The following is a 16,734-nucleotide window of genomic DNA, read 5'->3' as shown; positions in this document are numbered from 1 at the left end:
CCAATGAGCCTGGCAATGGCCCAAATCCCCTTGAACGGCGCCGCTCGGCACGATTGAGCCTGGCATCGATGCCTCCCGCCGCAACCGAAATACTTTATCGGGGAGAGGTCTTCAGGCGGAAAATTGCGAGCGAGAAACGCGGTTCGATCAGTCAGCCCTGTTAGTTATCGCAATAAGAATCAAATTGTAAACGCCTCGGGCAATTTTGAGAGTTCCTTGAGCGAAAGCCCGCAAGGGACCTCATTGCCGGTTCAAGGGAACACCGGCGCCCTCAGCGGATCGCCGGCATCCATCTCGTCAGCACATCTCCGCCCGGGTCACACGAACGCAAAGTCACCGGACGACACCAGCGTGTGATCGAAGTTCTGCAGGATGACCGTGTTGCTGCCGAAGGTCAGGTGCGTGTCCGCCCCCACATCCGTCACCGTCACCTGCGAGAAGTTGCTGGCGCCAACCCCGATCCGGATCGTGTCAATCCCCGCCTCGAAGTCCGTGATCGTGTCGGTTTCACCGGCAGTGCGGAAAACGAAGGTATCGGCACCCGTTCCACCGGTGAAGATGTCGTTGCCGCCCCAATCGTTGAACGTATCGTTGCCCGCGCCGCCGATCAGGACGTCCCAGCCGTTGCCACCGTCCAGCACATTGTCGCCGGAATTGCCCGTGATCTGATTGTTCTGGCCATTGCCCGTGCCGTTGATGTTGCCCGAACCCGTCAGAACAAGGTTCTCGATGTGCTGACCATGCGCATTCAGCGCAAAGCTCACCGAACTGCGAACCCAGTCGATCCCCTCGCCGGCAAGCTCGACGACCGTGTCACCAACATTGTCCACGTAGTAGATGTCGTTGCCCGCGCCGCCGATCATCGTGTCAGCGCCCGACGCGCCATCAAGCGCATTGTTCCCGGAATTGCCCGTCATCACGTTCGCCTGCACCGTGCCGACGGCAAAAAGGTCGCCCGTACCCTGAAGCGTCACATTCTCAAGATGCTGGCTGTGACGCCAAAGCTCGATCGAGATCGAGCTGAACACGCTGTCCGTCCCCTCGCCGGCAAGCTCGACGATCCGGTCACCCGCATTGTCGACATAATAGGTGTCGTTGCCAGTGCCGCCTTCCATCCGGTCGCCGCCACCAAAGTCGTTGAACGTATCGTTGCCCGCGCCGCCGATCAGGACGTCCCAGCCGTTGCCACCGTCCAGCACATTGTCGCCGGAATTGCCCGTGATCTGATTGTTCTGGCCATTGCCCGTGCCGTTGATGTTGCCCGAACCCGTCAGAACAAGGTTCTCGATGTGCTGACCATGCGCATTCAGCGCAAAGCTCACCGAACTGCGAACCCAGTCGATCCCCTCGCCGGCAAGCTCGACGACCGTGTCACCAACATTGTCCACGTAGTAGATGTCGTTGCCCGCGCCGCCGATCATCGTGTCAGCGCCCGACGCGCCATCAAGCGCATTGTTCCCGGAATTGCCCGTCATCACGTTCGCCTGCACCGTGCCGACGGCAAAAAGGTCGCCCGTACCCTGGAGCGTCACATTCTCAAGATGCTGGCTGTGACGCCAAAGCTCGATCGAGATCGAGCTGAACACGCTGTCCGTCCCCTCGCCGGCAAGCTCGACGATCCGGTCACCCGCATTGTCGACATAATAGGTGTCGTTGCCAGTGCCGCCTTCCATCCGGTCGCCGCCACCAAAGTCGTTGAACGTATCGTTGCCCGCGCCGCCGATCAGGACGTCCCAGCCGTTGCCACCGTCCAGCACATTGTCGCCGGAATTGCCCGTGATCTGATTGTTCTGGCCATTACCCGTGCCGTTGATGTTGCCCGAACCCGTCAGAACAAGGTTCTCGATGTGCTGACCATGCGCATTCAGCGCAAAGCTCACCGAACTGCGAACCCAGTCGATCCCCTCGCCGGCAAGCTCGACGACCGTGTCACCAACATTGTCCACGTAGTAGATGTCGTTGCCCGCGCCGCCGATCATCGTGTCAGCGCCCGACGCGCCATCAAGCGCATTGTTCCCGGAATTGCCCGTCATCACGTTCGCCTGCACCGTGCCGACGGCAAAAAGGTCGCCCGTACCCTGGAGCGTCACATTCTCAAGATGCTGACTGTGACGCCAAAGCTCGATCGAGATCGAGCTGAACACGCTGTCCGTCCCCTCGCCGGCAAGCTCGACAACCGTGTCGCCGGCATTGTCCACGTAATACGTGTCATTGCCCGCCCCGCCGATCATCGTATCGGCGCCAGCATTGCCGTTCAGCTGATTGTTCGCGCTGTTGCCAATCAACGTATCGTTGCCGTTGCCGCCGGTCGCATTCTCGATGACCGTGCCGCGCGCGATCGTGAGGTTGCCGGTCAGGCCGCCGACATTCGAATAGGTTTCCTGGCGCAGGTCGATGAGCTGATCGGCGTTGATGCCGGAAAAGTCGAGAGTGTCGGTACCGCCATTGTCATGGATGGTCAGGGCGACATTGCTTCCATAGCTCAGGAAGTTGTCGACATAGGTTCCGGTGTTGTTGGCACCGGTGGATCCGTACACGGTGTTGCCGAGATTGGTCGTCGTTGATGCGCCGTACAGGTTCTGGATGGCGATGATGTCCGCCACCATCGGAGTGATGATGTAGGCGCGCGTGGCGTTGATATAGGTATTCTCGTCCTGGTCGAAGTAGGACATCACGGTGCCCTGCCAGGAGTCGTTCCTGTAGTGGTTGTCGATGCCGTAGGTCGCCGTGCTGTTATAGTTGCCGGCATGCCCCAGCCCCAGCGCATGACCGATCTCGTGGATGTAGGTCTGGAAGGAATAGCTGTCGATCGTCGTGCCGGAATTGGCGAGCCAGGCGGTCGAGACGTTCACGGTCGACGACAGGATCGTGTTGCCGCTGGTGGTCGACGAGTTGTAGGCGCCGCTGTCGTTGTCGTCGATCATGATCGCGGCGGAACCGGACACGAAGTTGAAGTTGATGCCGGTCACCGCACTCCAGGCAGCCAGCGCCTGTGTCGCCAGGAACTGCCCGTCAGCCGTCAGGCCCGTGATGTTCACATCGAGAGTGCCGCCGGAGGACACATTGAAGGACCGCTGCGCCCGCCCGGTCGACTCCCAATAGCCGTTGGTCAGCTGCGCGGCGATCTGGTCGTTGTCGAAGACCGGGAGCGGCGGCGGGGCCGTGATCGACAGGGTGTAGTTGCCCGTGGATGCACCGTTATAGGAACCTGCGTTGAGATAGTAGGTGCCGCCGGTCGTCGCGGTGAAGGAGAGGAACGAATTGACGCCAGAGCCACCATCGTCGTCATAAGCGATCTGGGTGCCGGAGGAGTTGTGGACGCGAAGATAAGTGTCGAGGCCCGACGTGTTTGCGGTCAATGCGATGTTGTAGGTCGTGCCTGCCTCGAGCGTGACCCGTACCCAGTCCCGGTCGCCGCTCGTCAGAGTGCCGTTGAAGCTGTCGCCGACATTGATCGTGTAGGAGGTGGAGGTGCTTGCAGAGGCATCCACGCCTTCCGAGATGACCGCGAAGTCCGCATCCGCACCCGGAGTGAACGTCTCGTCGCAGCTGTAGCCGGCAACCACGGGAACTTCGGGATCCCGGTAGGTCATCGCACAAAGGTCACACATGATCTTCCACCCTTTCGCAATCTGATCGGACGCCAAGCGCCCGAATGACCGGCAGCGCGCGCCGGCCGCTGATCATCATCCCCCCAAGGGGAAAGTATCGGCCAACGTCCGGCCGAACGGCCGGGCATCGGAAGCTTCGATCCGCCTGTCGTTGACGGAAAACTCGATCACAGGGCCCTGGGCAGCGGCCTCCGCGCCCTGGCGCCAGGACAGGCGCGCCATCACGAAGGTCTCGTGGGACCTGACCCATTCCACGGATACGCGCATGGCGGAGGCATTGCTGTCGTCTCCGGCAATCCGGACTTCCGCACCTGGCATCCGCTCGCGAAGGCCGGCCGCAAGCCCTTCGCATGCGTTTCTGCGCCAGTCGTCCCCACCTGCATCGCAAGTGACGACAAGTTTTTGAGGCCCCTGTGCAATCACAAGATCGGTTACCTTTTTGCCGGCGATACGGGCCGCGCCCGTTTCCGGCACCATAACGGCAGCTACCGTGGCGGCAACAACCAAAATATGCCCAAGCTGCGGGACCAAGCTCCAATCAGCAATCGTTTTGCAGTAACGCGCTGACACAGCAGAATCCCACACTGCCAAAATTACCTACCGACGTTAACCATAGCCTCGTTTCACGGCACTTTCCACGAGTTGCGTGAAATTTGCGTGATAGCAGGCCCGGCTCAGCCGCAGACACGGTCGAGTTCGGCGACGGCGCAGACGAGATGATACAGCGAGCTGGCCGGCGCCGACTCCTCGACGAACCGGCCGTCCGGCGCCAGGCGGTCGCGCCAGAGGCCGCGCGGCTCGACGTCCAGATAGCTCTCGATGACGCGGGCGGCCGCAATCGCGGACGCTGCAGCCTCGCGCTCGCGCGGCACGTCCCCGGCCTTGCGCCCCTCTTCCATCATGACCAGGGAGGCCTTCAGCCATTCCGTCTGGGACCACAGCCGCGCGACCGGCTCGCGCGGACGCAAATCGTCGCCGATCTCCAGCATGACGACGCCGCGGTCCGGGCAGATGCCATGCTGCATCCCGGCCGCATAGAGCCGCGCGGCCGCGGCAAGCGCATCATTGCGGCCGGCTCGGCGGCCCCACACCGTCAGCAGCCAGCACCATTCGAAGAGGTGCCCCGGATCGATCTTGTGTCCCGCCTCGCCTGCCGCCGGCGACCAGTCGCCCTCGTAATATTCGCGAAGCATCCCGAGATCGGGATCGATGAAGCGGCTCATGGCGAGTTCGGCAATGCCGCGTGCCATGGCGCCCCAGCGCGGGCTGCCCGACAGCTGCTCCCAGGCGAGCGCCGCCTCGAACAGGTGCATGTTGGGATTGGCGCGCAGCGGCAGCCGGCGCGGAACATCCTCCTCGAAGCCGCCGTCCGGATGGGCGAGCTTGCCCGTCAACAGATCCCGAAGGCGCCTGGCCTCCTCGACTGCGGCCTCGCGCAGGCCCGCCACGGCGCCGGCGATGCTGGCATAGGCGAACAGGGCAAAGGCCTGGTCGTAGAGGTCGAAGGGGCGCGATCCGCCAGCGGCCTGCGGGCGCAGGCTGCCATCGCCCTGCAGAAAGTCGGCATGGAACGCGGAGAGTCCTCGGGTGGCGATGCCTGCCGCATCGCCCGGCCAGCCGAGCCGCGCGCCCTCAAGGAAGGAATAGATCTGCCGGGGCGGCACCCGCGGCCGTGCGGGCGCTCGTGAGGGCTCGGCCATTTCCAGCGTCAGGCTCTCGGCGAAACGCCCGCTCTGCGCGTCGTAGCCGGCCTCGGCCCACAGCGGCAGGGCGTCGCGCACGAGCCAGTTCTTCAACCGCTCGCGAACCACCATCAGTTCGGAGGCGGGACCCTCGGACCATGTCGCGCGCACTACCGCCTCCTCCCCAAGACCGACGCCGCAGCGTCAGAGCGTCTGGTTGTAGTCGCCGACTTCCGGATTTTCCCGCAGGACCGCATCCACCGCGTGGAACATGGCGTGCAGGCGCTCCTCGGAGACCGGGCTTTCCACCACGACGACAAGCTCCGGCTTGTTGGACGAGGCACGCACCAGACCCCATGTACCGTCCTCGGCGACGACACGGATGCCGTTGACCGTGACCAGATCGGCGATGCCGTGTCCGGCAATCGTCTCGCCGCGCTCCTTCATGGCGGTGAAGCGCTCCACCACCCGGTCGACGACCTCGTACTTGATCTCGTCGGCGCAATGCGGCGACATGGTCGGCGAGCCCCAGGTGCGCGGCAGCGCGCGGCGCAGGTCTGCCATCGACCGGTCCGGGTTGCGGTCCAGCATGTCGAGAATGGCGATGGCCGAGACGAGGCCGTCGTCGTAGCCGCGGCCGATCGGCGCGTTGAAGAAATAGTGTCCGGACTTTTCGAAGCCGACCAGCGCATCCAGCTGGTTGACGCGGCGCTTGATGTAGGAATGGCCGGTCTTCCAGTAGTCGGTCACCGCGCCGTTTTCCTGCAGCACCGGATCGGTGGCGAACAGGCCCGTCGATTTCACGTCGACGACGAAGCGGCATCCGGGATGCAGCGCGGACAGGTCGCGGGCCAGCATCACCCCGACCTTGTCGGCGAAGATCTCCTCGCCCTCGTTGTCGACGACACCGCAGCGGTCGCCGTCGCCGTCGAAGCCCAGCCCCACCTCGGCGCCGCTCTCCAGCACCTGGTCGCGGAGCGCATGAAGCATCTTCATGTCTTCCGGATTGGGGTTGTAGCGCGGGAAGGTGTGGTCGAGCTCGCAATCGAGCGGGATCACCTCGGCGCCCAAGGCCTCAAGGACGCGCGGCGCGAAGGCGCCCGCCGTGCCGTTGCCGCAGGCAGCCACCACCTTGATGGGGCGGGACAGGCGCGGCCGGTTGGTGAGATCCGCGATATACTGTTCCTGGAAATTCTCGACGAAACGGTAGCTGCCCGAGCCTTCGCGGAAACTCGCCGTCAGGACGATCTCCTTCAGCCGCCCCATCTCGCCGGGGCCGAAGGTCAGCGGACGCTCGATGCCCATCTTGACGCCGGTCCAGCCATTGTCGTTGTGCGAGGCCGTGACCATGGCGACCGCCGGCACGTCGAGGGCGAACTGCGCGAAATAGGCCATCGGCGACAGGGCAAGGCCGATGTCGTGGACGCGCACGCCGCCCGCCATCAGGCCGGTGATCAGCGCCATCTTGATCGAGGCGGAATAGCCGCGGAAATCATGGCCGACGACGATATCGGGGCGCACGCCGCGCTCGTGCATGAGGGTTGCAATGCCCATGCCGAGGGCCTGCATCCCCATGAGGTTGATTTCCTTCTCGAACAGCCAGCGGGCGTCATACTCGCGGAACCCGGTGGCCTTCACCATCGGCCGGGATTCGTAGGCGTAGGTGTTCGGCTTCAGTTCGGCGACAGGCACTGGCAGCATGTATCTTCCTCAGGATCTGGTCCGGTTCGGCTCGCGCGGGGTCGCAAGGCAATCTCGCGCTTACTTGGACGAAAACGGCGCCCCCGCCTCGTCGTAACGGATAATGTCGTCGTCGCCTATATAGGCGCCCGACTGGATTTCTATGACACGCGCCGGCACCCGGCCCGGATTGGCGAGGCGATGGCGCGCCCCGACCGGGACGTAGGCCGACTGGTTCTCGGTCATCAACCGGGTCTCGCCGTCGATCTCGACCGAGAGCGTGCCGGAGACGACCACCCAGTGTTCGGCCCGGTTGACATGGCTTTGCCGGGACATGCTCTCGCCCGGCTTGATCTCAATCTCCTGCACCTGGAACCGGCCGCCGACGGCGATCTCCTCGCGCCAGCCCCAGGGCCGGTACAGGCGGCGATGCTCGCGGGTCTCGCGGCGGCCTTCCGCCTGCAGCCCCTCGACCACGGTCTTGACGTCCTGGGCATGGGCCTTGTCGGCGACGAGGACCGCATCCTTGGTCGCGACCACCATGACATGGTCGAGGCCGACCACCGAGACCAGCGCGCCGTCGCTGACGACGAGATTGTCTCGCGCCTTCACGAAACGCGCCTCACCCAGAACGCTGTTGCCGTCCTCGGATTTCTCGAACGCTTCCCATACCGCAGACCAGGAACCCAGATCGCTCCAGCCCGGTTCCATCGGCACGCAGGAAATCCGCTCCGACTTCTCCATGATCGCATAATCGATGGAGATGTTGGGCACCTTGGCGAAGAGGCCGGCATCGAGACGCAGGAAGTCGAGATCGCGGGTCGCCGCGTCCAGCGCTGCGCGCACCCGGTCGAGGACATCGGGCGCATGGCGCGCGAACTCCTCCAGCATGGCGCGGGCGGAAAACAGGAAGATGCCGGCGTTCCAGACATAGGTTCCGGCTTCGAGAAACGCGCGGGCGCGCTCCAGGTCCGGCTTCTCGACGAAGGCCTCGACCGCGCAAGGCCCCTCGCCGGCTTCCGCCAGACGGATATAGCCGTAGCCGGTGTTGGGCTCCGACGGCTTGATGCCGAAGGTGACGATGCGCCCGGCCCTTGCGGCCGGCAGCGCCCGCTCGACGGCGGCGGCAAAGGCGTCGGTGTCGCGCAGCAGATGGTCGGAGGGCGCCAGCAACACCAATGCGTCCGGGTCGCGCGCCTGTGCCAACAGCGCGGCGATGGCGGCAGGGGCCGCCGTGTTGCGGCCGACCGGCTCCAGCACGATGGCCGTATCCTCGGCCGGGGCGCGAACTTCCGCCATCTGCTCGCCGACGAGGAAGCGATGCTCGGAATTGGCGATGACGATGGGAGCGGAGAACGTGGCCGCGCCGAAACGCTTCAGCGTCTTCTGGAACAGGCTCTCCCCGTCGAAGATCGGAAGGAACTGCTTGGGCCGGGCGGAGCGCGAGAGGGGCCAGAGCCGCGAGCCGGAGCCGCCGGACAAGATGCAGGGGATGATCACGCAAGGTCTCTCGTCGCCAGGGTGTGCCGCAGGATGCGAAAAAGGTCTGTCCCTCTTTTGCCCAATCCCGGACTGACAGGAGGTTAACCCGAAACGCCAGAGGTGTGAAACAGCAGAGAAAACCGGCCCCGGCTCACATCTGCGCAGTTGCCGGCTGCCAGGGCCGCGCCTCCATCGGCCCCAGCCGCAGGAGGTCGACGGCGCGGGCCGCAATCTGGGCAACCACGTCGGCAAGCGAGACGGGCTGCAGATAGAAGGCAGGCACCGGTGGCAGGATGATGGCGCCGGCCTCGGTCGCGAGCACCATGTTGCGCAGATGCACGAGCGACAGCGGCGCCTCGCGCACCAGCAGCACGAGCGGCCGGCGCTCCTTCAGCTGCACCGAGGCCGCCCGCGTCAGCAGGTTGTCGTCGAGCCCGTGGGCGATGGCGGCAAGGGTCCGCATGGAGCACGGGGCGACGATCATGCCGGCGACCGCGCTGGAGCCCGAGGCGATCTCCGCTCCCACATCGGCGATGCCGTGTTCGCGCGCGGCAAGGGCGGACAGCTCGCTTCGCGCGGCTGGATCGCATTCGAGCTCGAAGGTCCGCTCTCCCCCGGCGCTGACGACCAGATCGAGCAGCGCGCCGCGGCGGGCGAGATCGCGGGCACAGGCGAGCGCCAGCTGCGCCCCGGAAGCGCCCGAGACGCCAAGGACCACGCGGCTCATGCCAGCCCCTCCGCTTTCAGGATGCGCTCGGCCGCGCTCTCCGCCTCCGGCGACAGCCGCATCACCTCGCCGAAGGCGCGGGCGGTCTCGGACCCGATCTTCACCGTGGCGTCGAGCCCGATCTTGCCGGCAAGCCCCTCCAGCGGCGAGGCGAAGTCGAGATAATCCATCGGCGTGCGGTCGAGCAGCATCGTGTCGCGCGCCGGGTCGTAGCGCGTTGCCAGCGCCCAGGCGATATCGTCCCAGCTGCGCGGATCGATATCGGCATCTACCACGACGATCATCTTGGTATAGCTGAACTGCGGCAGCAGGCCCCACAGCGCCAGCATCACCCGGCGCGCCTGCCCCGGATAGCGCTTGTCGATGGCGATCACCGCGATCCGGTAGGAGCATGCGGCCGGTGGCAGCCACAGGTCCACCACCTCCGGGATCTGCTGGCGGATGACGGGAAGCGCGAGCTCGTTGAACACCTCGCCGATGATCGAGGGCTCGTCCGGCGGCCGGCCGGTCCAGGTGGACAGGTAAAGCGGATCACGCCGGTGAGTGATCGCGCTCACCCGCATCACCGGGAACGGCTCGACCGAGTTGTAATAGCCCGTGTGATCGCCGAACGGGCCTTCCGGCGCGGTCTCGCCCGGATGCACCCAGCCCTCCACCACGATCTCGGCGCTGGAGGGAACCAGCATGGGCACGGAGACGGCCGGTGCCAGCGAGGTGCGGGCCCCGCGCAACACGCCGGAAAAGGCCAGCTCCGACACGGTTTCCGGCAGCGGCAGGGCTGCGGCCAGCAGCAAGGCCGGATCGGCACCGAGCGCAATGGCGACCGGCATCGGCTCGCCCTTGCGCTGCCAGCTGCGATGGTGGGCGGCCGCGCCCCGATGCGGCAACCAGCGCAGGATCAGGCGGTCGGGGCCCAGCACCTGCGCCCGGTAGATGCCGGCATTGTAGCGCCCGCTGTCGCTCGCCTGCGACCCCGCATCGCGGGTCAGCACCACCGGCCAGGTCATCAGCGGTCCGGCGTCGCCCGGCCAGCAGGTCTGCACCGGCAGGCGGGACAGGTCCGGCGCGCCCATCCGCTCCTGCTGCGAGGTTCCTGTGCCCAATACCCGCGGCCGGGCGCGCAAAGCTGCAGCCATCTGCGGCCAGCGCGACAGCGCATCGCCAACGCCTTGCGGGGGCACAGGGCTGCGCAGCGCGGCGAGAAAGTCTCCAAGGCCGGCAATGTCGGCCGGGTCGACGCCGAGGCCGGCCGCGACGCGGCGGCGGGTGCCGAAGAGATTGGCGATGAGCGGGATGGAAGACTGCGAGCCATCCGCCGCGACCGGGCGCGCAAAGCGCAGGACCGGCCCGCCCGCCAGCAGCACCTTGCGGTGAACGGCGGTGACTTCCTCCACCAAGGAGACCGGCTGCTCGATATTCTGCAGGTCCCCGGCCGCATCGCACCAGCGGAGAAAACTGCGGAGATCGGGAAAGGCTGGCAGGCGGCGCATGGCGGCTCCTTGGAAAGGGTGCGCCTGCCTTAGCAAAGGGCATCGCCCGCGAAGTTGATGCGGATCAACAACGGCGGCAGATCGCCCCTCTATGGTGCGGGCCACCCGACCCCTTCCGCCGGAGCGCCCCATGCCGCAAGCCCTTGCAGATCCTCTGGAACATCGTGCGATACCGAAAATGCCCGCGCTGCTGGCGCTCGGCATCCGCCTGGCGCCGCACGGGCCGGCCGACCTGCTCCTGACGCGGGTGACCCGAAGAATTCTCGCAAGCCATGCCGGACTTCTGGAGCGCCTCGGCCCCTATCGCCGAACGCGGTTTGTGGTGACGGCAAGCGACGTGCCGGTCTCCTTCCTGCTCGACCTTGCCGGCGATGCCCCCGCGGTCAGCCTCCACCGCGAACCGCCTGCGGGCGATGCCCGCATCACCGGAAGCCTTGCAGCGCTGGTCGGCCTCGTCCACGGGGTGTGGGACGGCGACGCGCTGTTCTTCTCCCGCGACCTGACCGTCGAGGGTGACACGTCGGCGGTGCTGGCCCTGCGCAACGCCATCGACGATGCGGAGCTCGACATCGGCGCGGAACTCGCCGGCCTCACCGGCCCGCTGTCGGGTCTGGCCGCACGCGCGATCGCCCGCCTGGAAGCGGCAACGGGCGTACCGCTCACCCGCGCGGGAGGCGTGCGATGATGGAGCTGGTCTGCCCCGCCGGCACGCCGGCCTCGCTGCGTGCCGCCGTCGATGCCGGCGCCCACAGCATCTATTGCGGCTTTGCCGACGACACCAACGCCCGCAACTTCCCCGGCCTCAACTTCTCCCGCCCCGAAATGGCGGACGGCATCGCCTATGCCCATGCGCGCGGCGCCAGGGTGCTGGTCGCCATCAACACGTTTCCGCGGGCCGGCGAGACGGAGCTCTGGCACCGGGCGGTGAGCGACGCAGAAGCGCTCGGCGCCGACGCGGTGATCCTTGCCGATCTCGGGCTGATCGCCCATACGGCCGAACGCCATCCGGACCTGCGCCGCCATCTTTCGGTGCAGGCAGCGGCAGCGAACCCGGACGTCATCAACTTCCATGCAAGCGCCTTCGGCGTGAAGCGGGTGGTGCTGCCACGGGTGCTCACCGTCGACGAGATCGCCTCGATCAACCGCGACATCGACGTGGAGACGGAGGTCTTCGTCTTCGGCGGGCTCTGCGTCATGGCCGAGGGGCGGTGCTCGCTCTCCTCCTACATTTCCGGCAAGTCGCCGAACATGAACGGCGTCTGCTCGCCGGCAAGCCACGTCGCCTACGCGGAAGAAGACGGCGAGATGGCCGCGCGCCTCGGCGGCTACACAATCCACCGGACACCGAAGGACGCCCCCGCTCCCTACCCCACCCTGTGCAAGGGCTGCTTCAAGGTCGGCGCGCGCACCGGCTACGTCTTCGAGGACCCGGCAAGCCTGGACGCCTCGGAGCTGCTGCCCGCGCTTGCCCGGGCCGGCGTCACGGCGCTGAAGATCGAGGGCCGCCAGCGCTCGCGCGCCTATGTCGCGCAGGTGGTGCGCAACTTCCGCCAGGCGGTGGAAGCGCTCGCCGAAGGGCGCGATGTGCCGCTCGGCACGCTTGCCCGGCTGACCGAGGGACAGGCCGCGACCGCCGGCGCCTACAACAAGATCTGGAGATAAGCAGATGCAACTGACCGTCGGCCCGATCCAGGGCTTCTGGGATCCGGGGAAGTGGAGCGCGTTCTACGAGCAACTGGCGGACACGCCGGACGTCTCCCGCGTCGTCCTCGGCGAGCTCGTCTGCTCGAAGCGGCTGCCCTTCTACCAGACCCGCCTGCCGGACGCGATTGCCCAGCTGCTGGCCGGCGGCAAGGATGTGGCGCTGGCCAGCCTTGCCCTCGTGACGCCGCTGAAGCGGGAGCGGCGGATGGCGGCAGAGCTTGCGGCGATGGACCTGGAGGTCGAGGTCAACGACCTCACCATGCTGGCGCATCTGGCGCCGGACGCGCGCTTTTCCGTCGGCCCGTTGGTGAACGTCTACAACGAGGGCACGCTGGCGGTCCTGGCGCGGCGCGGCGCGATGCGCATCTGCCTGCCGCCGGAGCTGTCCGCCACCTCCGTCCGCCGCATTGCGGCCGCGACCGACATGCCGGTGGACGTGTGGGGCTGGGGGCGGTTGCCGCTCGCCATGTCCGGGCGCTGCTACCACGCGCGCTATCACGACCGGGCCAAGGACCAGTGCCAGTTCGTCTGCGCCGAGGACCCGGACGGGCTGGCCGTCGACACGCTCGACGACCAGCAGTTCCTGGCGATCAACGGGCTGCAGACCCTGTCCGGCCAGTGCGCGAACATGGCGCATCACCTGCCGGCCCTGCGCGAGGCCGGCGTTGCGGGCCTGCGCCTGTCGCCGCAGACGAGCGGCTTCTTCGAGGTGATCGAGCTGTTCGCGCAACTGACGGCGGGCCGCATTGATGCGGAGGAGTTCTGCGCCAGGGCTCTGCCGCACGCGCCGGGCGGGGCCTTTTGCGACGGCTTTCTCGACGGCCCGACCGGGGTCTCCTGGTCGGGCTCCAAGGATCAGGTCAGGACGCAGCCGGCCGGAACGCCTTGAGCCGCGCCGGATCGGCGTCTATCCGTGCCGCGCCGATCAGGTCGAGGCAATAGGGCACGGCGGCAAAGACCGCCCGCAGCGATGTGGCGATGCTCGCCGGCTTGCCCGGCAGGGTGATGAGGAGGCTGGCGCCGCGCGTGCCGGCCTCCTGCCGCGAGAGGATCGCGGTCGGCACTTCGGCGAGATTGGCCTGCCGCATCGCCTCGCCGAAGCCGGGCAGGATGCGCGTTGCGACCTGGCCCAGCGCTTCCGGCGTCTCGTCGCGCGGGGCCGGGCCCGTTCCGCCGGTAACCAGAAGCAAGTCGCAGCCTTCCTCATCGCACAGGTGACGCATCGCGCCGGCAACGCTGTCGACGCCGTCCGGCACGATGCGGCTGACGAACTCCCAGTCGCCGGTCAGATGCGCCCGCAGCCAGTCGAGCGCCGCCGGCCCGCTGAGATCTTCGTAGAGGCCGGCGCTGGCGCGGTCCGAAACGGTGAGAATGCCGATGCGTGCCGGACGGGCCGTGATGTCTGCCATATGCTCTGTCCTTCGGGAGAGGTCGTGCCGCCGGAGGTCCGTCCTCATCCGGCGAAGGAGTAATGCGCGGCGGTGAAGACCGCGCCGATGGAGCCGCCCAGCGCGGCAACGAGGGCAATGAGGCCGTAGCGCCAGCCGGCCGGCGCCTCGCGCAGGCCGAGGAACTGGGTCAGCACGATCCAGGCCTTGGCGAGCGCAAGCGCAAGGATCGACCAGACGAGGACGGGCGCCGGCCCGCCCGAAACCTCGAGCGAGACGACGGCGAGCAGCGCCAGGGCAAGGGCGGCAAGATGCAGACGGGCCATCGCGGTCACCCGATCAGGTAGATGACGGGAAAGACCAGGATCCAGACCAGGTCGACCATGTGCCAGAAGGCGGTGCCCGTCTCCAGGTTCTCCAGGCTGTTGCGCCAGGCGACCACGGCAAGCAGCACGATGCCGGCGACCACATGCAGGGCGTGGAAACCGGTGACGAGATAGTAGAGCTCGAAGAACGTGCCGCTGTCCGCCCCGTGACCGGCCGAGAGCTTGGCGGCGTATTCGATCCCCTTCACCACGAGGAACACCGCCCCGAGCGCCATCGCCGCGACAAGCTGCGGCCGGCCGGAGCGCCCCCGTTTGCGCCCTTCCACGGCGAGCGCCGCGCACCAGCCGCTGGCGATCAGCACCAGCGTGTTGAGCCCGCCGAGCCGCACGTCCAGCGCCGCCTGCCCTTGCGCGAAGGCGAGCGGGTCCAGCGCCCGCGCCACCGAGAACCCGACAAGCAGCGCGCCGAATACGGCAAGCTCGCCGAGAATCAGGATCCACATCATCGGGTTGCCGGGCAGCCCGTCGAGCGGCCCCCATCCCTCTTCGGGCGTCTCGCCCGCAGCTTCGTCGTACATGCTCGCGCCTCCAGTCGGCGCGACCCTAACAGGCTGCGGGCAGCGCGAATTTGAGCCGGCTCAAACTCGCAGCGAGGTGGTGCGGGCGAGTTTGCGCTGGAACAACGTTCGCCCCGCGGCTTGGCCCTAGCTCTTGGCTCCACTGTCGGCATCCGCCAGCAACTGGAGAGCACATATGTCCGGACCAAGCGAACCGCATCGACCGCCGGTCGAGCGTTTCACCAAGTCGGCCGCCAGAAACATCTTCTACGGTGGTTCGATCTTCTTCTTCGTCGTCTTCGTCGGCCTGACCGCGCAAAGCCACTGGCACATCGTCACCAACTCGACAGACGAGTCGACGCTGACCGCGGGCGTGATCCGCGGCAAGCACGTGTGGGAGAAGAACTCCTGCGTCAATTGCCACTCGATCCTCGGCGAAGGCGCCTATTTCGCGCCCGAGGTCGGCAATGTCTGGGTCCGCTACGGCGGCAAGGACGACCCGGAAGGCGCAAGGGAAGGCCTCATCGCCTGGATGCAGGCCCAGCCCACCGGCATCGAGGGGCGCCGTCAGATGCCCCAGTTCAACCTGACCGACCAGGAACTGAACGATCTCGTCGACTTCCTGGAGTGGACGAGCCGGATCGACACGCAGGGCTGGCCGCCCAACGACGCGGGCTGAGGAGCACACCCCGATGAAATACGCTTCCCAAAGAGTGGCCTACTGGTACTTCGTCTGTGCCATGGTCCTGTTCGGCGTCCAGATCCTTGCCGGCGGTCTGGCCGGCACGGTCTATGTCCTGCCGAACACGCTGGCGGAACTGATGCCGTTCAACATCATCCGCATGATCCACACCAACGCGCTCATCGTCTGGCTGCTGATGGGCTTCTTCGGCTGCGCCTACTACCTGGTGCCGGAAGAGGCGGAGCGCGAGATCGAGAGCCCGTTCCTCGCCTATGTGCAGCTCGTGCTGCTGATGGTCGGCGCACTGGCCGCGGTCGTCGGCTACACGCAAGGCATCCATGGCGGGCGCGAGTTCCTGGAGCAGCCGCTCTGGATCAAGATCGCCATCGTCGTGGTGGCGCTGATCTTCCTCTACAACGTGTCGATGACCGTGCTGAAGGGCCGGCGCACCGCCGTCACCAGCGTCCTGTTGCTGGGCCTGTGGGGCATTGCCGTCTTCTGGCTCTTCGCCTTCTACGCGCCGGACAACCTGTCGCTGGACAAGGTCTACTGGTGGTACATCGTCCATCTGTGGGTCGAAGGCGTGTGGGAACTGGTGATGGCCTCGGTCCTTGCCTTCCTGCTGATCAAGCTGACCGGCGTCGACCGTGAAGTCATCGAGAAGTGGCTCTACTCCATCGTCGGCCTTGCCCTGTTCTCCGGCCTGCTCGGCACCGGCCACCACTACTACTGGATCGGCGCGCCCGGCTACTGGCAGTGGGTCGGCTCGATCTTCTCCGCGCTCGAGGTCGCGCCGTTCTTCGCGATGGTGGTCTTCGCCTTCACGATGGTCTTCCGCGGACGCAAGGACCATCCGAACCGGGCCGCGGTGCTGTGGTCGCTCGGCTGCACGGTCGGAGCCTTCTTCGGCGCCGGCGTGTGGGGCTTCCTCCACACCCTGTCTTTCGTGAACTACTACACGCACGGAACGCAGCTGACCGCCGCCCATGGGCACCTGGCCTTCTACGGCGCCTATGTGATGCTGAACCTGGCGCTGATCTCCTACGCAATGCCGTATCTGCGCGGCAAGGCGCCCTACCACCAGACGCTGAACATCGCCTCCTTCTGGCTGATGAGCGGCGCGATGATGGTGATGACCTTCGCACTGACCTTCGCCGGGGCCGTACAGGTCCATCTGCAGCGCGTGCTGGGCATGTCCTACATGGAGGTCCAGGACGAGATCGCCCCCTTCTACTGGGTGCGACTCGGCTCCGGCGTCCTCGTGGTCATCGCCGCACTGATGTTCCTGTGGTCGGTGTTCGGCCCCGTCCGCGAACGGCGCAAGGCCGCCCGCGAGGGCCGTGCCGCCTCGCTGCAGGCCGCCGAGTGACAAAAGCCGGGCGCCGCATCGCCGGCGCCCGGCCTT

Annotated in this window: 15 protein-coding genes; 5 read left to right on the top strand and 10 right to left on the bottom strand. The window is 66.5% G+C overall.

What is annotated here, in order from left to right:
* Positions 1–317: 317 nt before the first annotated feature.
* The 7 genes from GH266_RS23390 to GH266_RS22515 form a co-directional block, all read right to left on the bottom strand.
* Entirely contained in the window at positions 318–3,593 is a 3,276-nt protein-coding gene (locus GH266_RS23390; protein WP_158195846.1) for a M10 family metallopeptidase C-terminal domain-containing protein, read from the bottom strand.
* Between the two features lie 93 nt (positions 3,594–3,686).
* Positions 3,687–4,196 (bottom strand): hypothetical protein, encoded by a 510-nt coding sequence (locus GH266_RS22540; RefSeq protein WP_158195845.1) that lies wholly within the window; start codon positions 4,194–4,196, stop codon positions 3,687–3,689.
* 89 nt (positions 4,197–4,285) lie between these two features.
* A complete protein-coding gene (locus tag GH266_RS22535) occupies positions 4,286–5,464 on the bottom strand; it encodes an AGE family epimerase/isomerase (RefSeq protein ID WP_158195844.1) in 1,179 nt (392 codons plus the stop codon).
* Positions 5,465–5,497: 33 nt separating this feature from the next.
* Complete coding sequence (locus GH266_RS22530) at positions 5,498–6,994, bottom strand: phosphomannomutase/phosphoglucomutase (protein WP_158195843.1); 1,497 nt, start codon at positions 6,992–6,994, stop codon at positions 5,498–5,500.
* Between the two features lie 60 nt (positions 6,995–7,054).
* Positions 7,055–8,473, bottom strand: coding sequence for a mannose-1-phosphate guanylyltransferase/mannose-6-phosphate isomerase (locus GH266_RS22525; RefSeq protein WP_158195842.1), 1,419 nt, complete (start codon positions 8,471–8,473; stop codon positions 7,055–7,057).
* A gap of 133 nt (positions 8,474–8,606) precedes the next feature.
* Positions 8,607–9,182 carry a UbiX family flavin prenyltransferase gene (locus GH266_RS22520; RefSeq protein WP_158195841.1) on the bottom strand — a complete coding sequence of 192 codons (576 nt, stop codon included), beginning with the start codon at positions 9,180–9,182 and terminating at the stop codon, positions 8,607–8,609.
* Positions 9,179–10,672: a UbiD family decarboxylase gene (locus GH266_RS22515; RefSeq protein ID WP_158195840.1), complete on the bottom strand. Its 1,494-nt coding sequence runs from the start codon at positions 10,670–10,672 to the stop codon at positions 9,179–9,181. The genes GH266_RS22520 and GH266_RS22515 overlap by 4 nt, the downstream gene beginning before the upstream one ends.
* A gap of 178 nt (positions 10,673–10,850) precedes the next feature.
* Between GH266_RS22515 and ubiT the strand changes: the two genes are divergently transcribed.
* From ubiT to ubiV, 3 genes are read left to right on the top strand one after another with little or no spacing between them, the layout of a single operon-like run.
* Positions 10,851–11,357, top strand: a complete 507-nt coding sequence (gene ubiT / locus GH266_RS22510; protein WP_158195839.1) for a ubiquinone anaerobic biosynthesis accessory factor UbiT — start codon at positions 10,851–10,853, stop codon at positions 11,355–11,357.
* Positions 11,357–12,334: a ubiquinone anaerobic biosynthesis protein UbiU gene (gene ubiU / locus GH266_RS22505; protein WP_158196366.1), complete on the top strand. Its 978-nt coding sequence runs from the start codon at positions 11,357–11,359 to the stop codon at positions 12,332–12,334. The genes ubiT and ubiU overlap by 1 nt, the downstream gene beginning before the upstream one ends.
* Before the next feature lie 4 nt (positions 12,335–12,338).
* Positions 12,339–13,265, top strand: a complete 927-nt coding sequence (ubiV, locus tag GH266_RS22500; RefSeq protein ID WP_158195838.1) for a ubiquinone anaerobic biosynthesis protein UbiV — start codon at positions 12,339–12,341, stop codon at positions 13,263–13,265.
* Here the strand turns inward: ubiV and mog are convergent.
* From mog to GH266_RS22485, 3 genes are read right to left on the bottom strand one after another with little or no spacing between them, the layout of a single operon-like run.
* Complete coding sequence (gene mog, locus GH266_RS22495; RefSeq protein WP_158195837.1) at positions 13,237–13,785, bottom strand: molybdopterin adenylyltransferase; 549 nt, start codon at positions 13,783–13,785, stop codon at positions 13,237–13,239. The two genes, ubiV and mog, sit on opposite strands and share 29 nt — an antisense overlap.
* Before the next feature lie 44 nt (positions 13,786–13,829).
* Positions 13,830–14,090: a cytochrome C oxidase subunit IV family protein gene (locus GH266_RS22490; RefSeq protein ID WP_158195836.1), complete on the bottom strand. Its 261-nt coding sequence runs from the start codon at positions 14,088–14,090 to the stop codon at positions 13,830–13,832.
* A gap of 5 nt (positions 14,091–14,095) precedes the next feature.
* The gene (locus tag GH266_RS22485; protein ID WP_209001507.1) at positions 14,096–14,668 is read right to left on the bottom strand and encodes a cytochrome c oxidase subunit 3 family protein; all 573 of its coding nucleotides are present in this window, start codon (positions 14,666–14,668) and stop codon (positions 14,096–14,098) included.
* 175 nt (positions 14,669–14,843) lie between these two features.
* Here GH266_RS22485 and GH266_RS22480 point away from each other — a divergent pair, with 175 nt between their 5' ends.
* A complete protein-coding gene (locus tag GH266_RS22480) occupies positions 14,844–15,326 on the top strand; it encodes a c-type cytochrome (protein WP_158195835.1) in 483 nt (160 codons plus the stop codon).
* A 13-nt stretch (positions 15,327–15,339) separates the two neighbouring features.
* Complete coding sequence (locus tag GH266_RS22475; RefSeq protein ID WP_158195834.1) at positions 15,340–16,698, top strand: cbb3-type cytochrome c oxidase subunit I; 1,359 nt, start codon at positions 15,340–15,342, stop codon at positions 16,696–16,698.
* Positions 16,699–16,734: the final 36 nt, after the last annotated feature.

It is taken from the genome of Stappia indica, from assembly GCF_009789575.1.
GTDB classification, from domain to species: domain Bacteria; phylum Pseudomonadota; class Alphaproteobacteria; order Rhizobiales; family Stappiaceae; genus Stappia; species Stappia indica_A.
This window is presented reverse-complemented; position numbering and strand designations above follow the sequence as displayed.

Coding starts and splice junctions, on each gene's coding strand:
- GH266_RS22530 (WP_158195843.1), bottom strand. CDS start 6,994: ATGCTGCCAGTGCCTGTCGCCGAACTGAAGCCGAACACCTACGCCTAC.
- ubiU (WP_158196366.1), top strand. CDS start 11,357: ATGGAGCTGGTCTGCCCCGCCGGCACGCCGGCCTCGCTGCGTGCCGCC.
- GH266_RS22520 (WP_158195841.1), bottom strand. CDS start 9,182: ATGAGCCGCGTGGTCCTTGGCGTCTCGGGCGCTTCCGGGGCGCAGCTG.
- GH266_RS23390 (WP_158195846.1), bottom strand. CDS start 3,593: ATGACCTACCGGGATCCCGAAGTTCCCGTGGTTGCCGGCTACAGCTGC.
- GH266_RS22515 (WP_158195840.1), bottom strand. CDS start 10,672: ATGCGCCGCCTGCCAGCCTTTCCCGATCTCCGCAGTTTTCTCCGCTGG.
- GH266_RS22475 (WP_158195834.1), top strand. CDS start 15,340: ATGAAATACGCTTCCCAAAGAGTGGCCTACTGGTACTTCGTCTGTGCC.
- mog (WP_158195837.1), bottom strand. CDS start 13,785: ATGGCAGACATCACGGCCCGTCCGGCACGCATCGGCATTCTCACCGTT.
- ubiV (WP_158195838.1), top strand. CDS start 12,339: ATGCAACTGACCGTCGGCCCGATCCAGGGCTTCTGGGATCCGGGGAAG.
- GH266_RS22480 (WP_158195835.1), top strand. CDS start 14,844: ATGTCCGGACCAAGCGAACCGCATCGACCGCCGGTCGAGCGTTTCACC.
- ubiT (WP_158195839.1), top strand. CDS start 10,851: ATGCCCGCGCTGCTGGCGCTCGGCATCCGCCTGGCGCCGCACGGGCCG.
- GH266_RS22490 (WP_158195836.1), bottom strand. CDS start 14,090: ATGGCCCGTCTGCATCTTGCCGCCCTTGCCCTGGCGCTGCTCGCCGTC.
- GH266_RS22485 (WP_209001507.1), bottom strand. CDS start 14,668: ATGTACGACGAAGCTGCGGGCGAGACGCCCGAAGAGGGATGGGGGCCG.